Consider the following 16,515-nt stretch of genomic DNA (forward strand, 5'->3'; position numbering starts at 1 on the left):
GGCGCGGCGAGGGTGATGTCTGTCCAGGTCAGGTCAGCTGCGGGGAGCGACCAGCAGCGGCTGACTGACGTAGCCGCACAGGCCATCCCCGTCCGACACGACGGCGTGCGCCACCCCGGTGCCGCGCGGCTGCACGTGCGACGTGGCGTCGAAGTACATCCAGTCCGATGCAGGCACCCGCTGGAGGGTGACCCCCATGCCCGGCGGTACGAACAGCCAGTCGCGCACATCGAGCTGCGCGCTGATCCCGTTCGTCGAGTCGGCCAGCGTGAGCAGGCGCTGCAGCCCGGTCGGTTCCTCGCCCGCGACCAGCGGCACGCGGATGCGTCCCCAGACCCGCGCGCGTTCCTCGTCGCCTCCGCCGAGGCGCCCCTCGACGAACCGCCACTCCACCGCGCGGCCGTACCCCCACGCGGCCGGAGTGCCCGGGACCGTCAGCTGGGGCTGCGGGTCAGGGAGCTCAGGTGGCTGCACCGCGACTCCGGACCTCGGCGCCCGGTCCTCCTCGTACGCGATGAGCCAAGCGCGCGCGGTGACGACCGTGCGGCCGTCCGCGCTCATTGTGGCCTGGACCTGCCGGACACGCTTGCCCGGGCGGAGCACCGTCACCTCGACGTCGCACGTCCCTTGAGGGATCGGGCCGAGGAAGTCGACGTCGATCTTGCCAACCGTCAGGGGTTCGTCGCCGACACTCGCCTCGAGACAGCGTCCGAGCAGCGCCGAAGGCGGGCCGCCGTGCTGTGCCCGCGCGTCCCAGGGACTCTCGGTCGCCGCGGTCGAGAGGAAGCTGGCGTCGCCGACCTGCTCGTAGAAGCTGTCGGCGGGGAGGTCGGGGAGCATGACGGCGGCTGGTGAGGTGGCAGAGGTCACGGCGCGGACGCTACCTGGACGATGCGGTGGACCGCGAACCGCTGCACCTTCTGCGTGCGGTGGTCGAAGGCGGTGAGCCACCCCGCGTCCACCCGCAAGGGGTCGACCACGCGCTCCGTACGGGTGCCGGCCTGGTCCATGTAGGCGACCCACATCCGCTGTTGGGCCTCGGCGGCCTCGCGCAGCTGCGCCATCGTCGCGAGCGAGCCTCGTTGATCGTCGTGGCCGTCGGCGGGGCGCAGCGACGCGGCCATCTCTCCCGCCCGGAGGGCGGCGACGGCCTCGGCTGGGTCCGGCGGCGGTCGCAGGCCGACGTCGACGGCCTCGGCGCGTACGAGGTCGCGGCGATGGACGCGCAGGACCCCGCCGGGTTCCTCGGCCACCGCCTGGCGTCCCGACGCGGCGAGACGCTCGGCGAGGAGCTCGGCGCGGACGGTGCTGACGACCACGGTCGGGGCGATCCGGTGGAGCGTGGGGCCGAGCGTCGGGTCGGCGAGCAGCGCGTCCAGCTCGGCGGGGTCGTCCGCGCGGAGGTACGAGGCGGCGTCACCGAGACGGAGCCGTCCGTGCAGCCGTGCGGTGTCGTCGACGAGGTAGGTGAGCGGCTGCGGGATCGGCGTCGCCGAGATCTCTGTGAGGAACGCGTGGATCTCGCTGGCCGGCCAGCCGAGGTCGAGAGCGCGGCGCAGCGAGGCAGGCGTGAACCGGTAGACAGTGGCGCCGCCACGCGACTCCACGACCGCCACGTCCTCGAGCCGGGCGCGGAGTGCGGGCTCGAGCGGGCCGGGGGCCACCGCGGTGAGGTCGGCCTGGACGAGGACATGGGTGACGGAGCCGGGCAAGAGGCGATCGACGACGTCGCGTGCGTCTGGCAGTCCGAGGACGGCCCCGGCGGGCGAGAGGGCGTCCAGTGCGACCACGCCGAGCCACGTGGCCTCGACGAGCGTGCGCCGTACGAGGTCGTCGCGGCCCTCTTCGGCGCGGGGGAGGTGCCACGCGACGGCATCGACGACGTCCTCGACGTCGGTGTACGCGGCGCTGTCGGCCGAGGCGAGCGTCCGGAGCACCTGCGCGCGCACGCGACGGCCCGGTTGGCTCATCCAGGCCGAGGTGAGGGCGATCCAGCGGTCGGCCGGCGGCTTCTCCCGCCACGCGTCGAAGACCGTCGTCGGCGCCCACACCTCGCCGTTGGCCGCATGGATGGCCCGGCCGAGGAGGCGTGCCGCCTGGGTCAGGTCGAGCAGGAACTCGACCTCGTCGGTGCCGACGCCGAGCAGTGAGGCGGCGTTGCGCACGTCGCGTACGCCGCGGCCGCCCGAGCGCAGCACGGGAGGCGGCTGCTCGCCCCAGGTCGCCAGCAGGTGCTCGACGCGCTGGAGCAGCTCCATGACCGAGCCGGCGCTCGCGTGCCGCATGCGCCGGTCGTCGACCTCGCGGGTCCGCAGCGCAGGCGGGCCGTCGTACGGGCCTCGCGGTCCGAGCACCCTCAGCGCGTCACGCGCCTCGCGGACCACGTGCCAGCCGTCGGGCCTGCCCCACACGAGCGCGCTCGCGTGCAGTCTCGCCACGATCGCGGAGATGCGGGCGTCGTCGGCGTCGACCTGGCGGCGCAGCGCAGCGAGGGTGACGGGTGGCTCGAGTGCGGACATCGCCGCGAGGGTCGACAGGTGAGCGAGGTCGAGCCGGTCGAGCGCCCACGCGACGGACGGTCGGGACGCGGCCCGTGAGGCGAGCTGTCCGATGTCGGACGGCGTCGGGGTGGCGAGGTCGGGGCGGGCCCGCAGCAGCACCGCGAGCGCATCGTCGCCGCGAGCCCGGAGGTCGTCGGCGAGCGTACGCGGGGTGGTGTCGGTCTCGCTCATCCGTACCACGGTAGTCCGGGCGCGGGCGCCGCCCCGCACTACAGTGCGGTCATGTCCAGGACTCGCGACCTTCTCGGTCGGCTCGCGTCGGTGCTTGCTCCCTCCCGTCGTCCGTCGCCGGGGTCGTCCGGCCTCGTCATGCAGTACGACCCGAAGCCCGACGGCCGGCCCGATCCCGGCGAGATCGTGTGGACGTGGGTCCCGTACGAGGACGATCCGCGCCAGGGCAAGGACCGGCCGGTCCTGCTCGTCGGCCGACGCGGCGCCGCGCTCGTCGGCGTCATGCTCACGAGCAAGGACCACGACCGTGACGCCGCCGACGAGGCGCGGTGGGGTCGCTACTGGATCGACATCGGGTCCGGCGGTTGGGACCGGCAAGGCCGGCCCAGCGAGGTGCGGCTCGACCGTCTGATCACGGTCGATGCCACAGCCGTGCGCCGCGAGGGCGCGGTGCTGGACCGGGCGCGCTTCGACGAGGTCGTGGCGGGCGTCCGTCAGCACGCCGACGTGCGCTGAGCGGTCAGCGGATCTGTGCGCGGGCGGGCGCGGACTTTTGTCCGTACGAGCCCGAACAGCCTTTTGAGACGGACACCGTACGGTCAGCCGTGCGTCGGCGCCGCCGACCGCTCGCGATGCTGGCGGACCTTCGCGCGGTTGCCGCAGACCTGCATCGAGCACCACTGGCGCGACTGGTTGCGCGAGTGGTCGTAGAAGGCCCACCGGCAGTCGCCGGCCGGGCAGATCTTCACCCTGCCGAGGCGTCCCTCGATCGAGAGCCGCGCGACGGCGATGGCGATCTCGGCAGCGACGGTCTCCCCCCGCAGCGCGACCTCGTCGTCGAGCACCACGTCCACCCTGATCGTGACGGCGTCGACGGAGGGCGCGCCCGCGGCCCGGGCGCGCAGCTGGTCGCGGAGGCGGCGCGCCTGGTCGAGCGTCGACCGAGTCTGGTCGCGGCCCGACCACGCGGCGTACGACGCGACGGATTCGAGGTCGTCGATCCCGTCCTCGACGTCGAGCGTGTTGAGGAAGGCCACGACCCGGTCGGCCGGATCGCCGGCTGCTTGCGCGTACGGGCTCATGAAACCAGCATAACGCGTTAGACGGTTGCATCTTGACCCCGTAACTGGCAAAGTGAGTTAAGGAGTTACTGGATCGAGGAGGAGACCATGCATCCCTGGGCGTCGTACCTGATCACGAAGGACTTCCTGGAGCGAGACGAGCGGCGGCGCACGGTCGCTCAGCGACCGGCTCCGACGGACGCCCGCCGTGCGGGGGTCAGCCCGGCACGCGCGCCGCGGCCGCTGCGCGCGAGGGGATGCGTCGTATGAGCGTCGGCGCGCACATCGAGACCGGCGTCCGCCTCGGCCTGTACGTGCTCGACTGCGCAGACCCGCGCGCGCTCGCGACCTTCTACGGCGGCCTCCTCGGGGCGGAGTTCATCGCGGACTCCGGCGACGGCTGGGTCGAGCTGGACGGGCCGGGCAAGGGGCTGGCCTTCCAGCGTGTCGCCCACCACGAGCCGCCCCAGTGGCCCGATGGAGCCCCGCAGCAGGCGCACCTCGACCTCTTCGTCGACGCGTACGAGGGTCCGCACGCGCTCGCGATCTCCCTCGGCGCGACACCGCTCGATCCGGTCACCCCGCCGAGCGGCCTGGAGGATCGGGACTTCCGTGTCTACGCGGATCCTGCGGGCCATCCGTTCTGTCTCTGCACCTGCATGCCGGCGTCCTAGCGGCGGCCAAGGGGTGGTGTCAACCCGCGCGATCCTCCGAGCGGGTAGTTTTGCGGAGTGTCAGTTGCCGACCGGATCGACCGCTACCAGCGGACCCACCCGTTCGTCGGCTTCCCCATCGCGGTCGTCTACAAGTTCTTCGACGACTCGAGCAACTACCTCGCGGCGGCCGTCACCTACTACGCCTTCGTTGCGATCTTCCCTCTGCTGCTCATCGGGTCGAGCATTCTCGGCTTCTTTCTCCAGAACGATGAGGCTCTGCGTGAGCAGCTCCTCGACACCGCGATCGGCAGCTTCCCGATCATCGGCGACCAGATCGAGAGCACCGAGGGGCTGACGGGCTCCGCGACGGCGGTGATCTTCGGTGCTCTCGTTGCGCTGTACGGGGTTCTGGGGCTCGGTCAGTCCTCGCAGTTCGCCATGAACGTCGCGTGGGCCGTGCCGCGCAACGCTCGCCCCAACCCGTTCGTGGGCCGCGGGCGCAGTCTGGTGATGCTTGGCTTTGCCGGCTTCTCGATCCTCGTGATCGCGGGCCTCACGGCATTCTTGTCGACCAACCCGTGGTTCTCCGACGAGCACGAATGGGCCGGGTGGCTGGCGCGTGGCGGCACGCTGGTGCTGAGCGGCCTCGCCTTCACGGTCCTCTTCCTCATGGCGTCGGCGCGCAAGCACAGCTTCCGGTCGGCCGCACCGGGCGCGTTCGCGGTGGCGATCCTCTGGCAGGGGCTGCAGCTGGCCGGCACCGCGTACGTCCAGAACGTGATCGCCCGCTCCAACAACCTCAACCAGGTCTTCGCCGTCGTCCTCGGGATGATGGGACTGATCTACATCGGCGCCGTGATGGCCATGATCGGGGTCCAGATCAACGTCGTCCGCACCAAGCGCCTCTATCCGCGCGCGCTGCTCACGCCGTTCACGGACAACGTCACCCTCACCAAGGCCGACCAGCGCGCATACTCCGACTACGCCAAGGCGCAGCGTCACAAGGGCTTCGAGTCGATCCGGGTCATGTTCGGCCGGCCCGAGGAGCGGCACCGCGTCGAGCTTCCGCCGCCGAGTCCGGAGCGCCACGACCGTGTTCGCCCGCGGCGAACGGAATCGACCGCCGAAGGGGAACAAGCCAAGCCTCATTGAAGTTGAGTAGAGCACGCTCAACTTTGAAAGGTTGCTCATGACTGAGGCTCACGCCCCCCAGCAGCTGCCCGTCCTGTTCTTGACCGAGCCCGTCCTTCTTCCCGGCATGGTCGTCCCGATCGAGCTCGACGAGGCCGCCCGCGCCGCGGTGGATGCCGCGCGTGCCAGCTCCGACGACCGGCTCCTGGTCGCCCCCCGGCTCGAGGACCGCTACGCCTCGTTCGGCGTCGTGGCCGAGATCGTGCAGATCGGGCGGACCCAGACCGGTGAGTCCGCCGCCGTCCTCAAGGCCCACCGTCGTGCCCGTATCGGCACCGGCGTCACCGGCCCCGGCGCTGCCCTGTGGGTGGAGGCCGAGGAGGTCGACGAGGGTCTCGACGACGAGCGCATCCCCGAGCTCGCCAAGGAGTACAAGTCCCTTGTGATCGCCAACCTGCAGCGCCGTGACGCGTGGCAGGTCGTCGACATGGTCAACAAGGTCACTGATCCCTCGACGCTGGCCGACATGGCCGGTTATGCCCCGTACTTCACCGAGGTCCAGAAGCGTCAGCTCCTCGAGACCCCGGACACGGCCGAGCGGCTCGAGACGCTCCTCGCCTGGACGAAGGACGCCATCGCCGAGGCCGACGTCGCCGAGAAGATCGCCGAGGATGTCCGTGAAGGCATGGACAAGACGCAGCGCGAGTTCCTGCTCCGTCAGCAGCTCGCCGCGATCCGCAAGGAGCTCGGTGAGGACGAGCCCGACGGCGCCGACTCGTACCGCGAGCGCGTCGAGGCCGCCGACCTGCCTGAGACCATCCGTACGGCGGCGCTGCGCGAGGTCGACAAGCTCGAGCGGTCCTCCGAGCAGAACCCGGAGACCGGCTACATCCGTACGTGGCTCGACACGGTCCTCGAGATCCCTTGGAACGTGAAGACCGACGACAACGACGACGTCGACGGCGCCCGCGCCGTGCTCGACGCTGACCACCACGGCCTGGACGACGTGAAGGACCGCATCGTCGAATACCTCGCGGTCCGTGCGCGCCGCGCTCAGCGTGGTCTGCAGGTCGTCGGAGGTCGCGGCTCGGGTGCCGTCATGGTGCTCGCCGGGCCGCCCGGAGTCGGCAAGACGTCGCTCGGTGAGTCCGTCGCCCGCGCCCTCGGCCGGAAGTTCGTCCGCGTCGCCCTCGGTGGCGTCCGCGACGAGGCCGAGATCCGCGGTCACCGGCGGACGTACGTCGGGGCGCTCCCGGGCCGTGTCGTCCGTGCGATCAACGAGGCCGGCTCGATGAACCCGGTCGTGCTGCTCGACGAGGTCGACAAGCTCGGCGCCGACTTCCGGGGTGACCCGTCGGCCGCGCTGCTCGAGGTCCTGGACCCGGCGCAGAACCACACGTTCCGCGACCACTACCTCGATCTCGACCTGGACCTGTCCGACGTCTTGTTCCTCGCGACGGCCAACGTTGTCGAGCAGATCCCGCAGGCACTGCTCGACCGCATGGAGCTGGTGACCCTCGACGGCTACACCGCCGACGACAAGGCCGCGATCGCTCGCGACTTCCTGTGGCCCCGCCAGCTGGAGCGCGCTGCGCTCGACGCCGACGAGGTCTCGCTGACCGACGCGGCGCTCGCGAAGATCGTCGCCGACTACACCCGTGAGCCGGGTGTGCGGCAGCTCGAGCGGCTGCTGGCCAAGATTCTCCGCAAGGTGGCGACGAAGCTCGCCGGGGCGACGGGGCAGGAGACCGTCGTGGTCGATGAGCCGGACCTGAAGGAATACCTTGGCCGTCCGCGGTTCACGCCGGAGTCCGACGAGCGTACGGCGGTCCCGGGTGTGGCGACCGGCCTCGCGGTCACGGGCTTCGGTGGTGACGTCCTCTACATCGAGGCGACGCCGACCGACGGCAAGCCCGGCATCACGCTCACCGGCCAGCTCGGCGACGTGATGAAGGAGTCGGCGCAGATCGCACACTCCTACGTCCGCTCGCACGCCGAGGCGCTCGGGGTCGACCCGGCGTTCTTCGACCACCACGTCCACATCCACGTCCCGGCAGGGGCCATCCCCAAGGACGGTCCGTCCGCGGGCGTGACGATGGTGACGGCGCTGGTGTCGGCCGCGACGGGCCGCAAGGTCCGCTCCGAAGTCGGCATGACTGGCGAGGTCACGCTCAACGGGCGCGTGCTGCCGATCGGCGGCGTGAAGCAGAAGCTGCTCGCCGCTCAGCGGGCCGGGCTCACGACGGTGTTCGTCCCGCATCGCAACGAGCCCGATCTCGATGAGGTCCCCGTCGAGGTCCGCGAGGCGATCGACGTCCGTCCGATGACGGACGTGGCCGAGATCGTCGCCCAGGCGTTGGAGCCGGCGGCCGAAGGGGTCTCGCAGGCCGCAGCCTGACGATCCTCACGTATCGCGATCCCGTCTCCGCTCGGAGGCGGGATCGCGGCGTTTCGGGTGGGAACGCCTCACACGTCTTGCGCGGACCGTGCAATACCCGGTATACATCTCTCTACCAGGATGAATACTCGGTATAGGGGGTCGGATGTCGATCCGGCAAGGGCTGCTCGCGCTGCTGTCGCACGAGCCGATGTACGGCGCACAGTTGCGTACGGAGTTCGAGCGACGCACGGGCGGCACGTGGCCGCTGAACGTCGGCCAGGTCTACACGACACTCGGCCGACTGCAGCGCGACGGGCTCGTGGAGCCCGAGGGCGAGGCGGACGAGGAGGGGCGGATCGTCTACCGCCTCACCGCGCAAGGGCGGACCGCCGTGGGGGAGTGGTTCACCTCCTCCGTCTCGCCAGACTCCGAACCGCGTGACGAGCTGACGATCAAGGTCGCGATGGGCATCAGCCTCCCCGACGTCGACGTCACCGCCGTGGTGCAGGCGCAACGGGCCGACTCGCTGCGCCACCTCCAAGCCCTCACGCGCCTCAAGCGCGATGCCCTCGATAAGGAGGACCTCGCCCGCGAGCTGGTCCTCGAGCGCTCCATCTTCGCCACCGAGGCCCAGGTGCGCTGGCTCGACCACATGGAGGCCCGGATCCGCCGGGCCCGCCGCCGTACGACCAACCCCGTAGAGGAGACCGCGCGATGACCGCACCCCTGGACCCGGAGGTCCTGCTCGAGCTGCGCGGCGTCGACCGCACCCACGGCGAGGGGCCCGCCGCCGTCCACGCGCTGCGCGGCGTCGACCTGACGCTGCGTGCCGGCGAGCTGGTCGCTGTCATGGGGCCGTCGGGCTCCGGCAAGTCGACACTGCTCAACATCGCCGGTGGTCTCGACTCGCCGACCTCCGGCGAGGTCGTCGTCGAGGGGCGGGCGCTCCGCTCGTACGGCCGCAGCGAGCTCGCCCGCGTACGTCGACGCCGGCTTGGGTTCGTCTTCCAGGACCTCAACCTCATCCCGACCCTGACGGCCGCGGAGAACGTGGCGCTTCCGCTCGAGCTCGACGGCGTCCGCGCACGCGAGGCCCGTACGGAGGCGCTGCGCTCCCTCGACGACGTCGGTACGCCCCACCTTGCCGACCGCTTCCCGGACGAGATGTCCGGCGGCCAGCAGCAGCGGGTCGCGATCGCGCGTGCGCTCGTCGGGCCGCGCCGTGTCCTCCTCGCGGACGAGCCGACCGGGGCGCTCGACTCCGAGACCGGCGAGGAGGTGCTCGCCGTGCTCCGCCGCCGCGTCGACGCAGGCGCGGGCGGGCTTCTCGTCACCCACGAGCCACGCCATGCCGCGTGGGCGGACCGGGTCATCTTCCTGCGTGACGGACTGGTCGTCGACGACGGCGCCGCGCGCGACCGTCTGGCCGGTCTCGGTGAAGTGGCCCCCGCATGAGCGCCCTCGCCCGCTGGTGGCTCGCGCTGCGCATGGCGCGTCGCGACGTCCGTCGCTCCAAGGGCCGCAGCGCTCTCGTCGCGGTGATGGTCGGGACGCCGGTGATGCTCGCGGTGATGCTGTCCACGCTCTATGCGACCGACGACGTGACGCCGCTGGAGGCCATGCCCGCACAGCTTGGATCGTCCGAGGCGCAACTGTGGTGGAAAGGCTTCCCCGTCCAGCAGTCGCCGGACGGCCAAGACGGTGGCGGCTCGAGCGCCGAGGACCGCGCCCCTGAGCCCGACCCGGGCCCGGACGGCGTCCGCGCGGTCCTGCCGGGAGCCGAGGTCCTCGAGGTGCGGTCGAGGTTCGTCACCTTCGTCGGGCGCGCCGACGGCCCGCTCCGCGAGGTCGACACCACACCTCCGATGGCCGACGGCCTCGTCGACCTCACCGACGGGCGTACGCCGGAGCGTGTCGGCGAGGTCGTCCTGACGCCGCACCTGCGCGACCGCCTCGACGCCGCGCTCGGCGCGACGGTCGACGTCGCCGGCCGGGACGTGACCGTGGTCGGCGTGGGGACGTTCGGGTCGGTCGACCCGTATCCCCTTGCGTCCGGCGCCGTCGGGTTCCCCGGCACGTTCGACCTCGGCGAGGGCAACGGCGTGGAGAACGAGTACCTCGTCGACCGCGACGCGCCCGTCACCTGGGAGGACGTCAAGCGCCTCAACAGCGAAGGCTTCTGGGTCATCTCGCGGCACGTCCTCGAGAACCCGCCGCCCGCGTCGGCCCGGTACGACCTCGACGCGTGGAACGCGGGGCAGGACACAACCGAGCAAGCCGTCCTCGTGATCATCGTGACCGCGGTGCTCCTGCAGGTCGTGCTGCTCGCGGGTCCGGCGTTCGCTGTCGGAGTGCGACGCCAGCGCCGCGACCTCGCGCTCCTGGCCGCTGCGGGCGGGACGCCGGCCGACGTCCGCCGTACGGTGCTCGCTCAGGCGGCGGTCCTGGGCGCGGGCTCGTCCGTCGTCGGTGCCGCGCTCGGGCTCGCGGCGTCTCCGCTCGTTGTCGCGGTCCTGCCGCGATGGTTCGACGAGGGGTTCGGGCCGTACGACGTGATGTGGCCGGCGGTTGCCGCGGCGGTCGTCCTTGGCGTGGTGGCCTCGCTGCTCGCGGCACTGGTTCCGGCGCGACAGGTCGCGAACCAGGACGTCACCGCCGCCCTCGTCGGCCACCGCGCGGCGCCGAGCCGGCGCAACGGGTGGCCGCTCGTCGGTCTCGCGCTGGTGGCCGTCGGGCTGGGTGTCTGCTTCACCGCAGGGATCCAGCCTGGTGGCGAGACGGCGGTCGCCGCCAGCACGGTCGCGATCGTCCTCGGCACCGTGTTCCTCACGCCGTTGGTCATCGGGCTGGTGGGCAGGGTCGGTGGACGCCTGCCGCTGACGCTTCGCCTGGCGGTGCGCGACACTGCCCGACAGCGATCCCGCAGCACGCCTGCCATCGCGGCCGTGATGGCGACCGTCGCCGGTCTCACCGCGCTCGCGATCGCGAACGCGAGCGACTTCGAGCACGACCGCCGGTCGTACGAGTTCACCTATCCGGTCGGGACGACGGTGCTCAGCGAAGGTGGGAGACCGATCGACGCGGTAGCGCGAGCTGCCGGCGAAGCCGCGGGGGTCGCCTTCACGCCGATCGGGACAGCAGGGCGAGTCGGGAACGAGAGGGCCGGCGAGGGTTGGTGGACCGACGTCGCGGTGGAGACCGAGGAGTGGGGTCCCTGGGCGACGACGTCGGTCGCCGTCGCGACAGCCGAGGAGCTTGCTGCGTGGGGTGTCGAGCTGACGCCCGATCAGATCGAGACCCTTCGTACGGGAGGCGCGCTGGTCGCAGGACCCTCCGTGCTCGATGCGGGCGGGCGGGTCAGGGTTGCGGTAGACGAGCAACCAGCCGACGGGACATCGGGCCACTCGCGCACGGTCTCGCTCGATGCCTCTCCCGCCGACCTCGGCATGGGGGCGGTGCCGCAGGGGCGCGAGCCGGTCGTCGCGCTCGCCGTGATCGCCCCGCAGACCGCGCAGGCCCAGGCCGTCCCGTACGAGCGGAGCAGGGCGATCGCCGACTCCATCCTCTCGGACCAGCAGCTCCGCGACGTCCGTGCGGCCCTGCGTGAGCTGCCCGGGGAGCAGAGCACATGGACCGAGCAGGGGTTCGGCGGGACGTTCACCGTGCAGCTGCTGCTCCTGATCGGCGCCGGAGGCATCGCGGTTCTCATCGGCACGCTCAGCGCGACCGGGCTGGCGCTCGCCGACGCCCGTCCGGACTTCGCGACGCTCGCGGCGGTCGGTGCCGGGCCTCGGACTCGTCGGGGAGTCGCTGCCGCCCAGGCAGTGGTGCTCGGCGTTCTCGGGGCACTGCTCGGCGTCCTCGTGGGCTTCGCGCCCGGGCTCGCGGCGGCCTGGCCGCTGACCTCCGGGCGGTGGGGAGCGCTTGAGGGAACCGGCAGCGGGCCGGTCATCGACATTCCTTGGGGGATCCTCGCGACCCTCGTCTTCGTGGTCCCGCTGATCGCCGCAGGGGCGTCGGCGATCGTCACCCGCGGCCGGGTTCCGCTCACCCGGAGGCTCGCGCAATGACGCTGGAAGTCACTAGCCCGTCACCCACTGTTACGCAACCGTTACCGGAGAACGGAAACATTCTGAGTAGCACCGACGTCTACAGTGGTCACAAGGTACGGCACAAGGTGTAGGGGGCACTGATGTCGCACATCGATCTTGCAGAACGCCAAAGACGGGCCGCACGGCTCCGGATCGCCCAGCTCGTCGCGCTCAGGCGCGCGACTGCCAGCGGCCTGGAACGCACGGCGGGCAGGGAGCCCAAGTCTTCGTCGTGAGGCTAGCGTCGTCGTGATGGCGCGCAGGGCCGCGTAGCCTGCGGGGGTGCCCACTCACGATCTCGGGACCTCCCCGCTCCTCGGCTTCGACCTCGACATGACGCTGATCGACTCGCGTCCGGGGATCAAGGCCGTCTTTGACGAGCTCTCCGCGCGGACCGGCGTGCCCCTCGACTCCGACCTGGTCGTCTCGCGGCTCGGTCCACCCGTCGAGTCTGAGCTCGCGCACTGGTTCCCCGACGCGGACGTCCCGGCGATGGCCGATCTCTATCGTGCGCTCTACGCCGACATCGCCGTGGCGCGGATCGCCCCCCTCGGTGGAGCACGCGAGGCGTTCGACGCGGTCCGCCAACGCGGCGGCCGGGTCGCCGTCATCACCGCCAAGAACTCTGCCGACGCCCAGCGGCACCTCGACCACCTCGGGCTCGAGGCCGACGAGGTCCGGGGGAGGGCGTGGCGTACGGGCAAGGCAGACGCCCTGCGTGAGCTCGGAGCGGTCGCCTACATCGGCGACCACGTGCACGACATGGAGGCGGCGGAGCTCGTCGGGATCCCTGGTGTCGGCGTCACGACCGGACCGTGCTCGCGCGACGAGCTCGGCGCCGCAGGGGCGGCCATCGTGCTCGCCACGCTCCTCGAGCTGCCCGACCATCTGGACGCGGTGTGGCCTGCGACCGAGGTGGCCTAGGCTTGGCCTGGTCCCCGCGGCACCGCCGCCCACGCGCGACGAAGGTGAGGTCAAGCCGTGCCTGTTGGCAAGGTCAAGTGGTACGACCCTGAGAAGGGGTTCGGATTCCTGAGCCGCGAGGGCGGCGAGGACGTCTTCGTCCGTGCCGACGCGCTGCCCGCGGGAGCGACCACGCTCAAGCCAGGCACCCGCGTGGAGTTCGGCATCGTCGCCGGACGCCGTGGCGACCAGGCGCTTCAGGTCCGCGTGCTCGACCCGACGCCCTCGGTCTCCAAGCAGCAGGCCAAGGCGCGCCGCAAGCCCGCCGAGGACATGGCGGTCATCGTCGAGGACACGATCCGGCTCCTCGACGGGGTCGGCGAGACGTACCGTGCCGGCCGCCACCCCGAGAGCCGTACGGCCAAACAGACGGCGGCGCTCCTGAGGGCGCTCGCCGACGAGCTCGCGACCTGACCCCAGCCCGGCGACCCTGCGTGGTGGTGGCTTGCCACGTACGGAAGAATGGTCATATGTCTGCCCCTCATACTGCGCCAACCCGTGCGTCCTCGGCCCGCGCGCCGAAGCTCGACGCGGTCGCGGCGGGTGCGATCGACGTCGCGCGTGCCGCGCTCGTCGACGAGGTGGGGGAGAAGCAGGTCGGTGAGCACCTCGGTGCTCGTGCCGAGGGTGACCGGGTGGTCACGCACCTGTTCGCGGCCGCGATGCCCGGCTACCGGGGCTGGCACTGGTCGGTGACGGTGGCGCGCGCCCTGCGCCAGAAGAAGGTCACTGTCGACGAGGTGGTCCTCCTCCCGGGTGAGGACGCGATCGTCTCGCCGGTCTGGACGCCCTACAAGGACCGCGTGCGGTCGGGTGACATGAACCCCGGTGACCTCCTGCCGCCCGAGGAGAACGATCCTCGCCTCGCGCCGGCGTGGTTCGTGGGCGACGACGCGGTCGACGCCGAGGTCGATCCGACGTCGGTGCGCCCGATCGCGGACGAGGTCGGGCTCGGCCGCGTCGAGGTGCTCTCGCTCGAGGGTCGCGACGCTGCCGCTCAGCGCTGGTACGACGGCTCTCGAGGCCCCGACACGCTCCTGACCCAGCAGGCGCCCGGGCGCTGCCGCACGTGCGGCTTCATGGTCTGGCTGAGCCCCCCGCTCGGATCGTTGTTCGGGGTGTGCGCCAACGCCATGGCCAACGACGACGGCCAGGTCGTGTCGTTCGACCACGGCTGCGGTGCCCACTCAGAGGCGCGCGTAAAGCGCCAGACCGGCCCCGGGCCGGCGCCGGTGCACGACACCGTGACCGTCGACGACGTCTCGGACGTCGAGCCCGTCTGACCCCTCGTCCGTTCCGGCCCGCCAGGGTCGGTGTGACACGAATCGCGCCCTCATTAGTTGTGTGCTGAAAGCATTCGTTTTAAGGTTGCATAGCAAAACCAACTAACCTTGAGGCGGGCCCTGCATGCTCACGACCGAGACGGCAGAACGGATGGTCGGCGTCCTCGGCAAGCTCAGCCGGGCGCTGCGGTCGTCCAGCCACCGCTGGGAGCGGCTCAACGGCGGCATGCGACGCCAGGATCACACCGTGCTGCGACGACTCCAGCGTCACGGCGAGCAGCGCATGAGCGACCTCGCGGATGCGCAGTGCGTGACCGCGTCGGTCATCAGCCGCCAGATCGCCGCCCTCGAGCAGGAAGGCCTGGTCGAGAGAAGGAGCGACCCCGCCGACGCGCGCGTCGGCCTGATCCGCCTGTCCGACCACGGCAGCGCTCGCCTCGAGGACGCCACGCGCAGGTACGCCGGCTTCGTCAGGTCGGTCTTCGCCGACTGGGACGACGCCGAGGCCGCGCGCATGGCCGACCTGATCAACGAGTTCGCGGACCGGTTGGCTTTAGATCTCGAGCACTTCGAGGGACACCTCGACACTGACCCGGTCGTGGCGTCCGCCGCTGCGGCCTTCGACCGTACGAACGAGAGGAACCGCACCTCGTGACCACCGCTCCACCCAAGAGTCCAGACGAGCTCGACCACCGCGCCATCATGGAGGTGATGGTCGGCCTGCTGGCCGCGCTCTTCACCGCCATGCTCAGCAGCACGATCGTCGCGAACGCGCTGCCGACGATCATCGGCGACCTCGACGGCACCCAGTCGCAGTACACGTGGGTCGTCACGACCTCGCTGCTGGCGATGACGGTCAGTACGCCGATCTGGGCGAAGCTTTCGGACCTGCTCAACAAGAAGCTCCTGGTCCAGATCGCGCTGATCGCCTTCGTCGTCGGCTCGGTCCTCGCGGGCTTTGCCCACGACGTTCCGACGCTTCTCGTCGCACGCGGTCTCCAGGGTCTGGCGATGGGTGGTCTCACGGCGCTCGCGCAGGCCATCATCGGCTCGATCATCCCGCCGCGTGAGCGCGGTCGCTACAGCGGCTACATGGGTGCGGTCATGACCCTCGCCACGGTCAGCGGCCCTCTCGTCGGTGGCGTGATCGTCGACTCCTCCCTCGGTTGGCGATGGACGTTCTTCGTGTGCGTCCCGTTCGCCGTGGTGAGCCTCTTCGTGCTCCAGCGCTACCTCAAGCTGACGACCTTGGTGAAGGACGTGAGCGTCGACTACGTCGGTGCCGTCCTCATCGCCATCGCCGCCAGCCTCCCGCTGCTGTGGGTGACCTTCGCGGGCAACTCGTACGAGTGGGTCTCCTGGCAGAGTGCCCTGTTCGTCGGCGGGACGCTCGTCGCGGCCGCCGCGTTCGTCCTCGTCGAGTCGAAGGTCCGCGAGCCGCTCGTCCCGCTCAAGGTCTTCACCGACCGGACCACGACGCTCGCGATCGTCGCGAGCATCGCGGTCGGCATCGGGATGTTCGGCAGCTCGGTCTTCCTCGGCCAGTACCTCCAGGTCGCGCGCAGCTACTCGCCGACCGAGGCAGGCCTCATCACGATCCCGATCATGCTCGGATCGCTGGTCGGCACGATCGGGTCGGGCCAGCTCATCGTCCGGCACGGGAAGTGGAAGATCTTCCTCGTCTCGGGTGCCGCGCTGCTGATCGGCGGACTCGGCCTGCTCGGCACGATCGACCACGCGACGCCGCTGTGGCAGATGTGGATCTTCATGACGCTGATGGGCCTCGGCATGGGCATGCTCATGCAGAACCTCGTGCTCGCGGTGCAGAACACGGTCGACATCACCGAGGTCGGGATGACGTCGGGTGCGGTGGCGTTCTTCCGCTCCCTCGGCGGCACGATCGGCGTCTCCGTCCTCGGAGCGATCCTCGCCTCGAGCGTGAAGGAGAAGATCGCCGCCGGACTGCACCAGCTGGGCATCCCTGCGTCGGAGTCCGCCGCGAGCGGCACGCTCGACCTCGCCCACATGCCCGAGCCGATCGCCGACGTCGTACGGATGGCGTACGGCGACGCGACGGGCGAGATCTTCCTCGTGGCCGCCGGTGTCGCCGTGATCGCGCTCATCGCGGTTTCGTTCATCAAGGAGGTCCCGCTGCGGACCACGCTCCGCAAGGAGGAGCCGGTGGACGCCGAGCGCGAGCGCGAGCCAGTCGCCTGAC

At 71.1% G+C, this 16,515-nt stretch carries 16 protein-coding genes; 13 read left to right on the forward strand and 3 right to left on the reverse strand.

The features are described 5' to 3' along the window. Positions 1-33 precede the first annotated feature (33 nt). A complete protein-coding gene (locus tag HCT63_RS04585; RefSeq protein WP_208322266.1) occupies positions 34-870 on the reverse strand; it encodes a thioesterase family protein in 837 nt (278 codons plus the stop codon). Then, a complete protein-coding gene (locus HCT63_RS04590; RefSeq protein WP_167001576.1) occupies positions 867-2,732 on the reverse strand; it encodes a helicase-associated domain-containing protein in 1,866 nt (621 codons plus the stop codon). The genes HCT63_RS04585 and HCT63_RS04590 overlap by 4 nt, the downstream gene beginning before the upstream one ends. Positions 2,733-2,783: 51 nt before the next feature. Between HCT63_RS04590 and HCT63_RS04595 the strand changes: the two genes are divergently transcribed. Then, positions 2,784-3,248, forward strand: coding sequence for a type II toxin-antitoxin system PemK/MazF family toxin (locus HCT63_RS04595; RefSeq protein ID WP_243842878.1), 465 nt, complete (start codon positions 2,784-2,786; stop codon positions 3,246-3,248). A gap of 83 nt (positions 3,249-3,331) precedes the next feature. On the opposite strand, the gene HCT63_RS20355 is transcribed toward HCT63_RS04595, so the two are convergent. Beyond that, positions 3,332-3,814 (reverse strand): CGNR zinc finger domain-containing protein, encoded by a 483-nt coding sequence (locus tag HCT63_RS20355; RefSeq protein ID WP_167001577.1) that lies wholly within the window; start codon positions 3,812-3,814, stop codon positions 3,332-3,334. Between the two features lie 87 nt (positions 3,815-3,901). On the opposite strand from HCT63_RS20355, the gene HCT63_RS04605 reads away from it, so the two are divergent. The 12 genes from HCT63_RS04605 to HCT63_RS04660 all read left to right on the forward strand — a co-directional run bounded on the left by HCT63_RS04605 (position 3,902) and on the right by HCT63_RS04660 (position 16,514). Further along, positions 3,902-4,063, forward strand: a complete 162-nt coding sequence (locus tag HCT63_RS04605; protein ID WP_167001578.1) for a hypothetical protein — start codon at positions 3,902-3,904, stop codon at positions 4,061-4,063. Then, on the forward strand, positions 4,060-4,467 hold the full coding sequence (locus tag HCT63_RS04610; protein WP_167001579.1) for a VOC family protein: 408 nt from the start codon (positions 4,060-4,062) through the stop codon (positions 4,465-4,467). The genes HCT63_RS04605 and HCT63_RS04610 overlap by 4 nt, the downstream gene beginning before the upstream one ends. A 57-nt stretch (positions 4,468-4,524) precedes the next feature. After that, a complete protein-coding gene (locus HCT63_RS04615) occupies positions 4,525-5,601 on the forward strand; it encodes a YihY/virulence factor BrkB family protein (protein ID WP_167001580.1) in 1,077 nt (358 codons plus the stop codon). Between the two features lie 37 nt (positions 5,602-5,638). Beyond that, a complete protein-coding gene (gene lon, locus HCT63_RS04620; RefSeq protein WP_167001581.1) occupies positions 5,639-7,978 on the forward strand; it encodes an endopeptidase La in 2,340 nt (779 codons plus the stop codon). A 145-nt stretch (positions 7,979-8,123) separates the two neighbouring features. After that, on the forward strand, positions 8,124-8,678 hold the full coding sequence (locus HCT63_RS04625) for a PadR family transcriptional regulator (RefSeq protein ID WP_167001582.1): 555 nt from the start codon (positions 8,124-8,126) through the stop codon (positions 8,676-8,678). Next, a complete protein-coding gene (locus tag HCT63_RS04630) occupies positions 8,675-9,415 on the forward strand; it encodes an ABC transporter ATP-binding protein (protein WP_182397141.1) in 741 nt (246 codons plus the stop codon). Before HCT63_RS04625 ends, HCT63_RS04630 begins: the two co-directional genes overlap by 4 nt. After that, entirely contained in the window at positions 9,412-12,030 is a 2,619-nt protein-coding gene (locus HCT63_RS04635; RefSeq protein ID WP_167001583.1) for an ABC transporter permease, read from the forward strand. Before HCT63_RS04630 ends, HCT63_RS04635 begins: the two co-directional genes overlap by 4 nt. Positions 12,031-12,333: 303 nt before the next feature. Next, the gene (locus HCT63_RS04640; RefSeq protein WP_243842879.1) at positions 12,334-12,975 is read left to right on the forward strand and encodes an HAD family hydrolase; all 642 of its coding nucleotides are present in this window, start codon (positions 12,334-12,336) and stop codon (positions 12,973-12,975) included. Positions 12,976-13,032: 57 nt separating this feature from the next. Further along, on the forward strand, positions 13,033-13,428 hold the full coding sequence (locus tag HCT63_RS20650) for a cold-shock protein (RefSeq protein WP_167001584.1): 396 nt from the start codon (positions 13,033-13,035) through the stop codon (positions 13,426-13,428). A gap of 56 nt (positions 13,429-13,484) precedes the next feature. After that, entirely contained in the window at positions 13,485-14,297 is an 813-nt protein-coding gene (locus HCT63_RS04650) for a DUF3027 domain-containing protein (protein ID WP_167001585.1), read from the forward strand. Positions 14,298-14,421: 124 nt separating this feature from the next. Then, positions 14,422-14,952 (forward strand): MarR family transcriptional regulator, encoded by a 531-nt coding sequence (locus HCT63_RS04655; RefSeq protein WP_167001586.1) that lies wholly within the window; start codon positions 14,422-14,424, stop codon positions 14,950-14,952. Beyond that, complete coding sequence (locus HCT63_RS04660) at positions 14,949-16,514, forward strand: MFS transporter (protein ID WP_243842880.1); 1,566 nt, start codon at positions 14,949-14,951, stop codon at positions 16,512-16,514. The genes HCT63_RS04655 and HCT63_RS04660 overlap by 4 nt, the downstream gene beginning before the upstream one ends. The last annotated feature ends 1 nt before the right edge of the window (position 16,515 follow it).

Origin of the sequence: Mumia sp. ZJ430 (assembly GCF_011751845.1) — a bacterium.
GTDB lineage: Bacteria > Actinomycetota > Actinomycetes > Propionibacteriales > Nocardioidaceae > Mumia.

Bases quoted from the DNA above. Each gene is read 5' to 3' on its own strand.
- HCT63_RS04590 (WP_167001576.1), bottom strand. From the start codon at position 2,732: ATGAGCGAGACCGACACCACCCCGCGTACGCTCGCCGACGACCTCCGG.
- HCT63_RS04595 (WP_243842878.1), top strand. From the start codon at position 2,784: ATGTCCAGGACTCGCGACCTTCTCGGTCGGCTCGCGTCGGTGCTTGCT.
- HCT63_RS20355 (WP_167001577.1), bottom strand. From the start codon at position 3,814: ATGAGCCCGTACGCGCAAGCAGCCGGCGATCCGGCCGACCGGGTCGTG.
- HCT63_RS04605 (WP_167001578.1), top strand. From the start codon at position 3,902: ATGCATCCCTGGGCGTCGTACCTGATCACGAAGGACTTCCTGGAGCGA.
- HCT63_RS04610 (WP_167001579.1), top strand. From the start codon at position 4,060: ATGAGCGTCGGCGCGCACATCGAGACCGGCGTCCGCCTCGGCCTGTAC.
- lon (WP_167001581.1), top strand. From the start codon at position 5,639: ATGACTGAGGCTCACGCCCCCCAGCAGCTGCCCGTCCTGTTCTTGACC.
- HCT63_RS04625 (WP_167001582.1), top strand. From the start codon at position 8,124: ATGTCGATCCGGCAAGGGCTGCTCGCGCTGCTGTCGCACGAGCCGATG.
- HCT63_RS04630 (WP_182397141.1), top strand. From the start codon at position 8,675: ATGACCGCACCCCTGGACCCGGAGGTCCTGCTCGAGCTGCGCGGCGTC.
- HCT63_RS04635 (WP_167001583.1), top strand. From the start codon at position 9,412: ATGAGCGCCCTCGCCCGCTGGTGGCTCGCGCTGCGCATGGCGCGTCGC.
- HCT63_RS04650 (WP_167001585.1), top strand. From the start codon at position 13,485: ATGTCTGCCCCTCATACTGCGCCAACCCGTGCGTCCTCGGCCCGCGCG.
- HCT63_RS04655 (WP_167001586.1), top strand. From the start codon at position 14,422: ATGCTCACGACCGAGACGGCAGAACGGATGGTCGGCGTCCTCGGCAAG.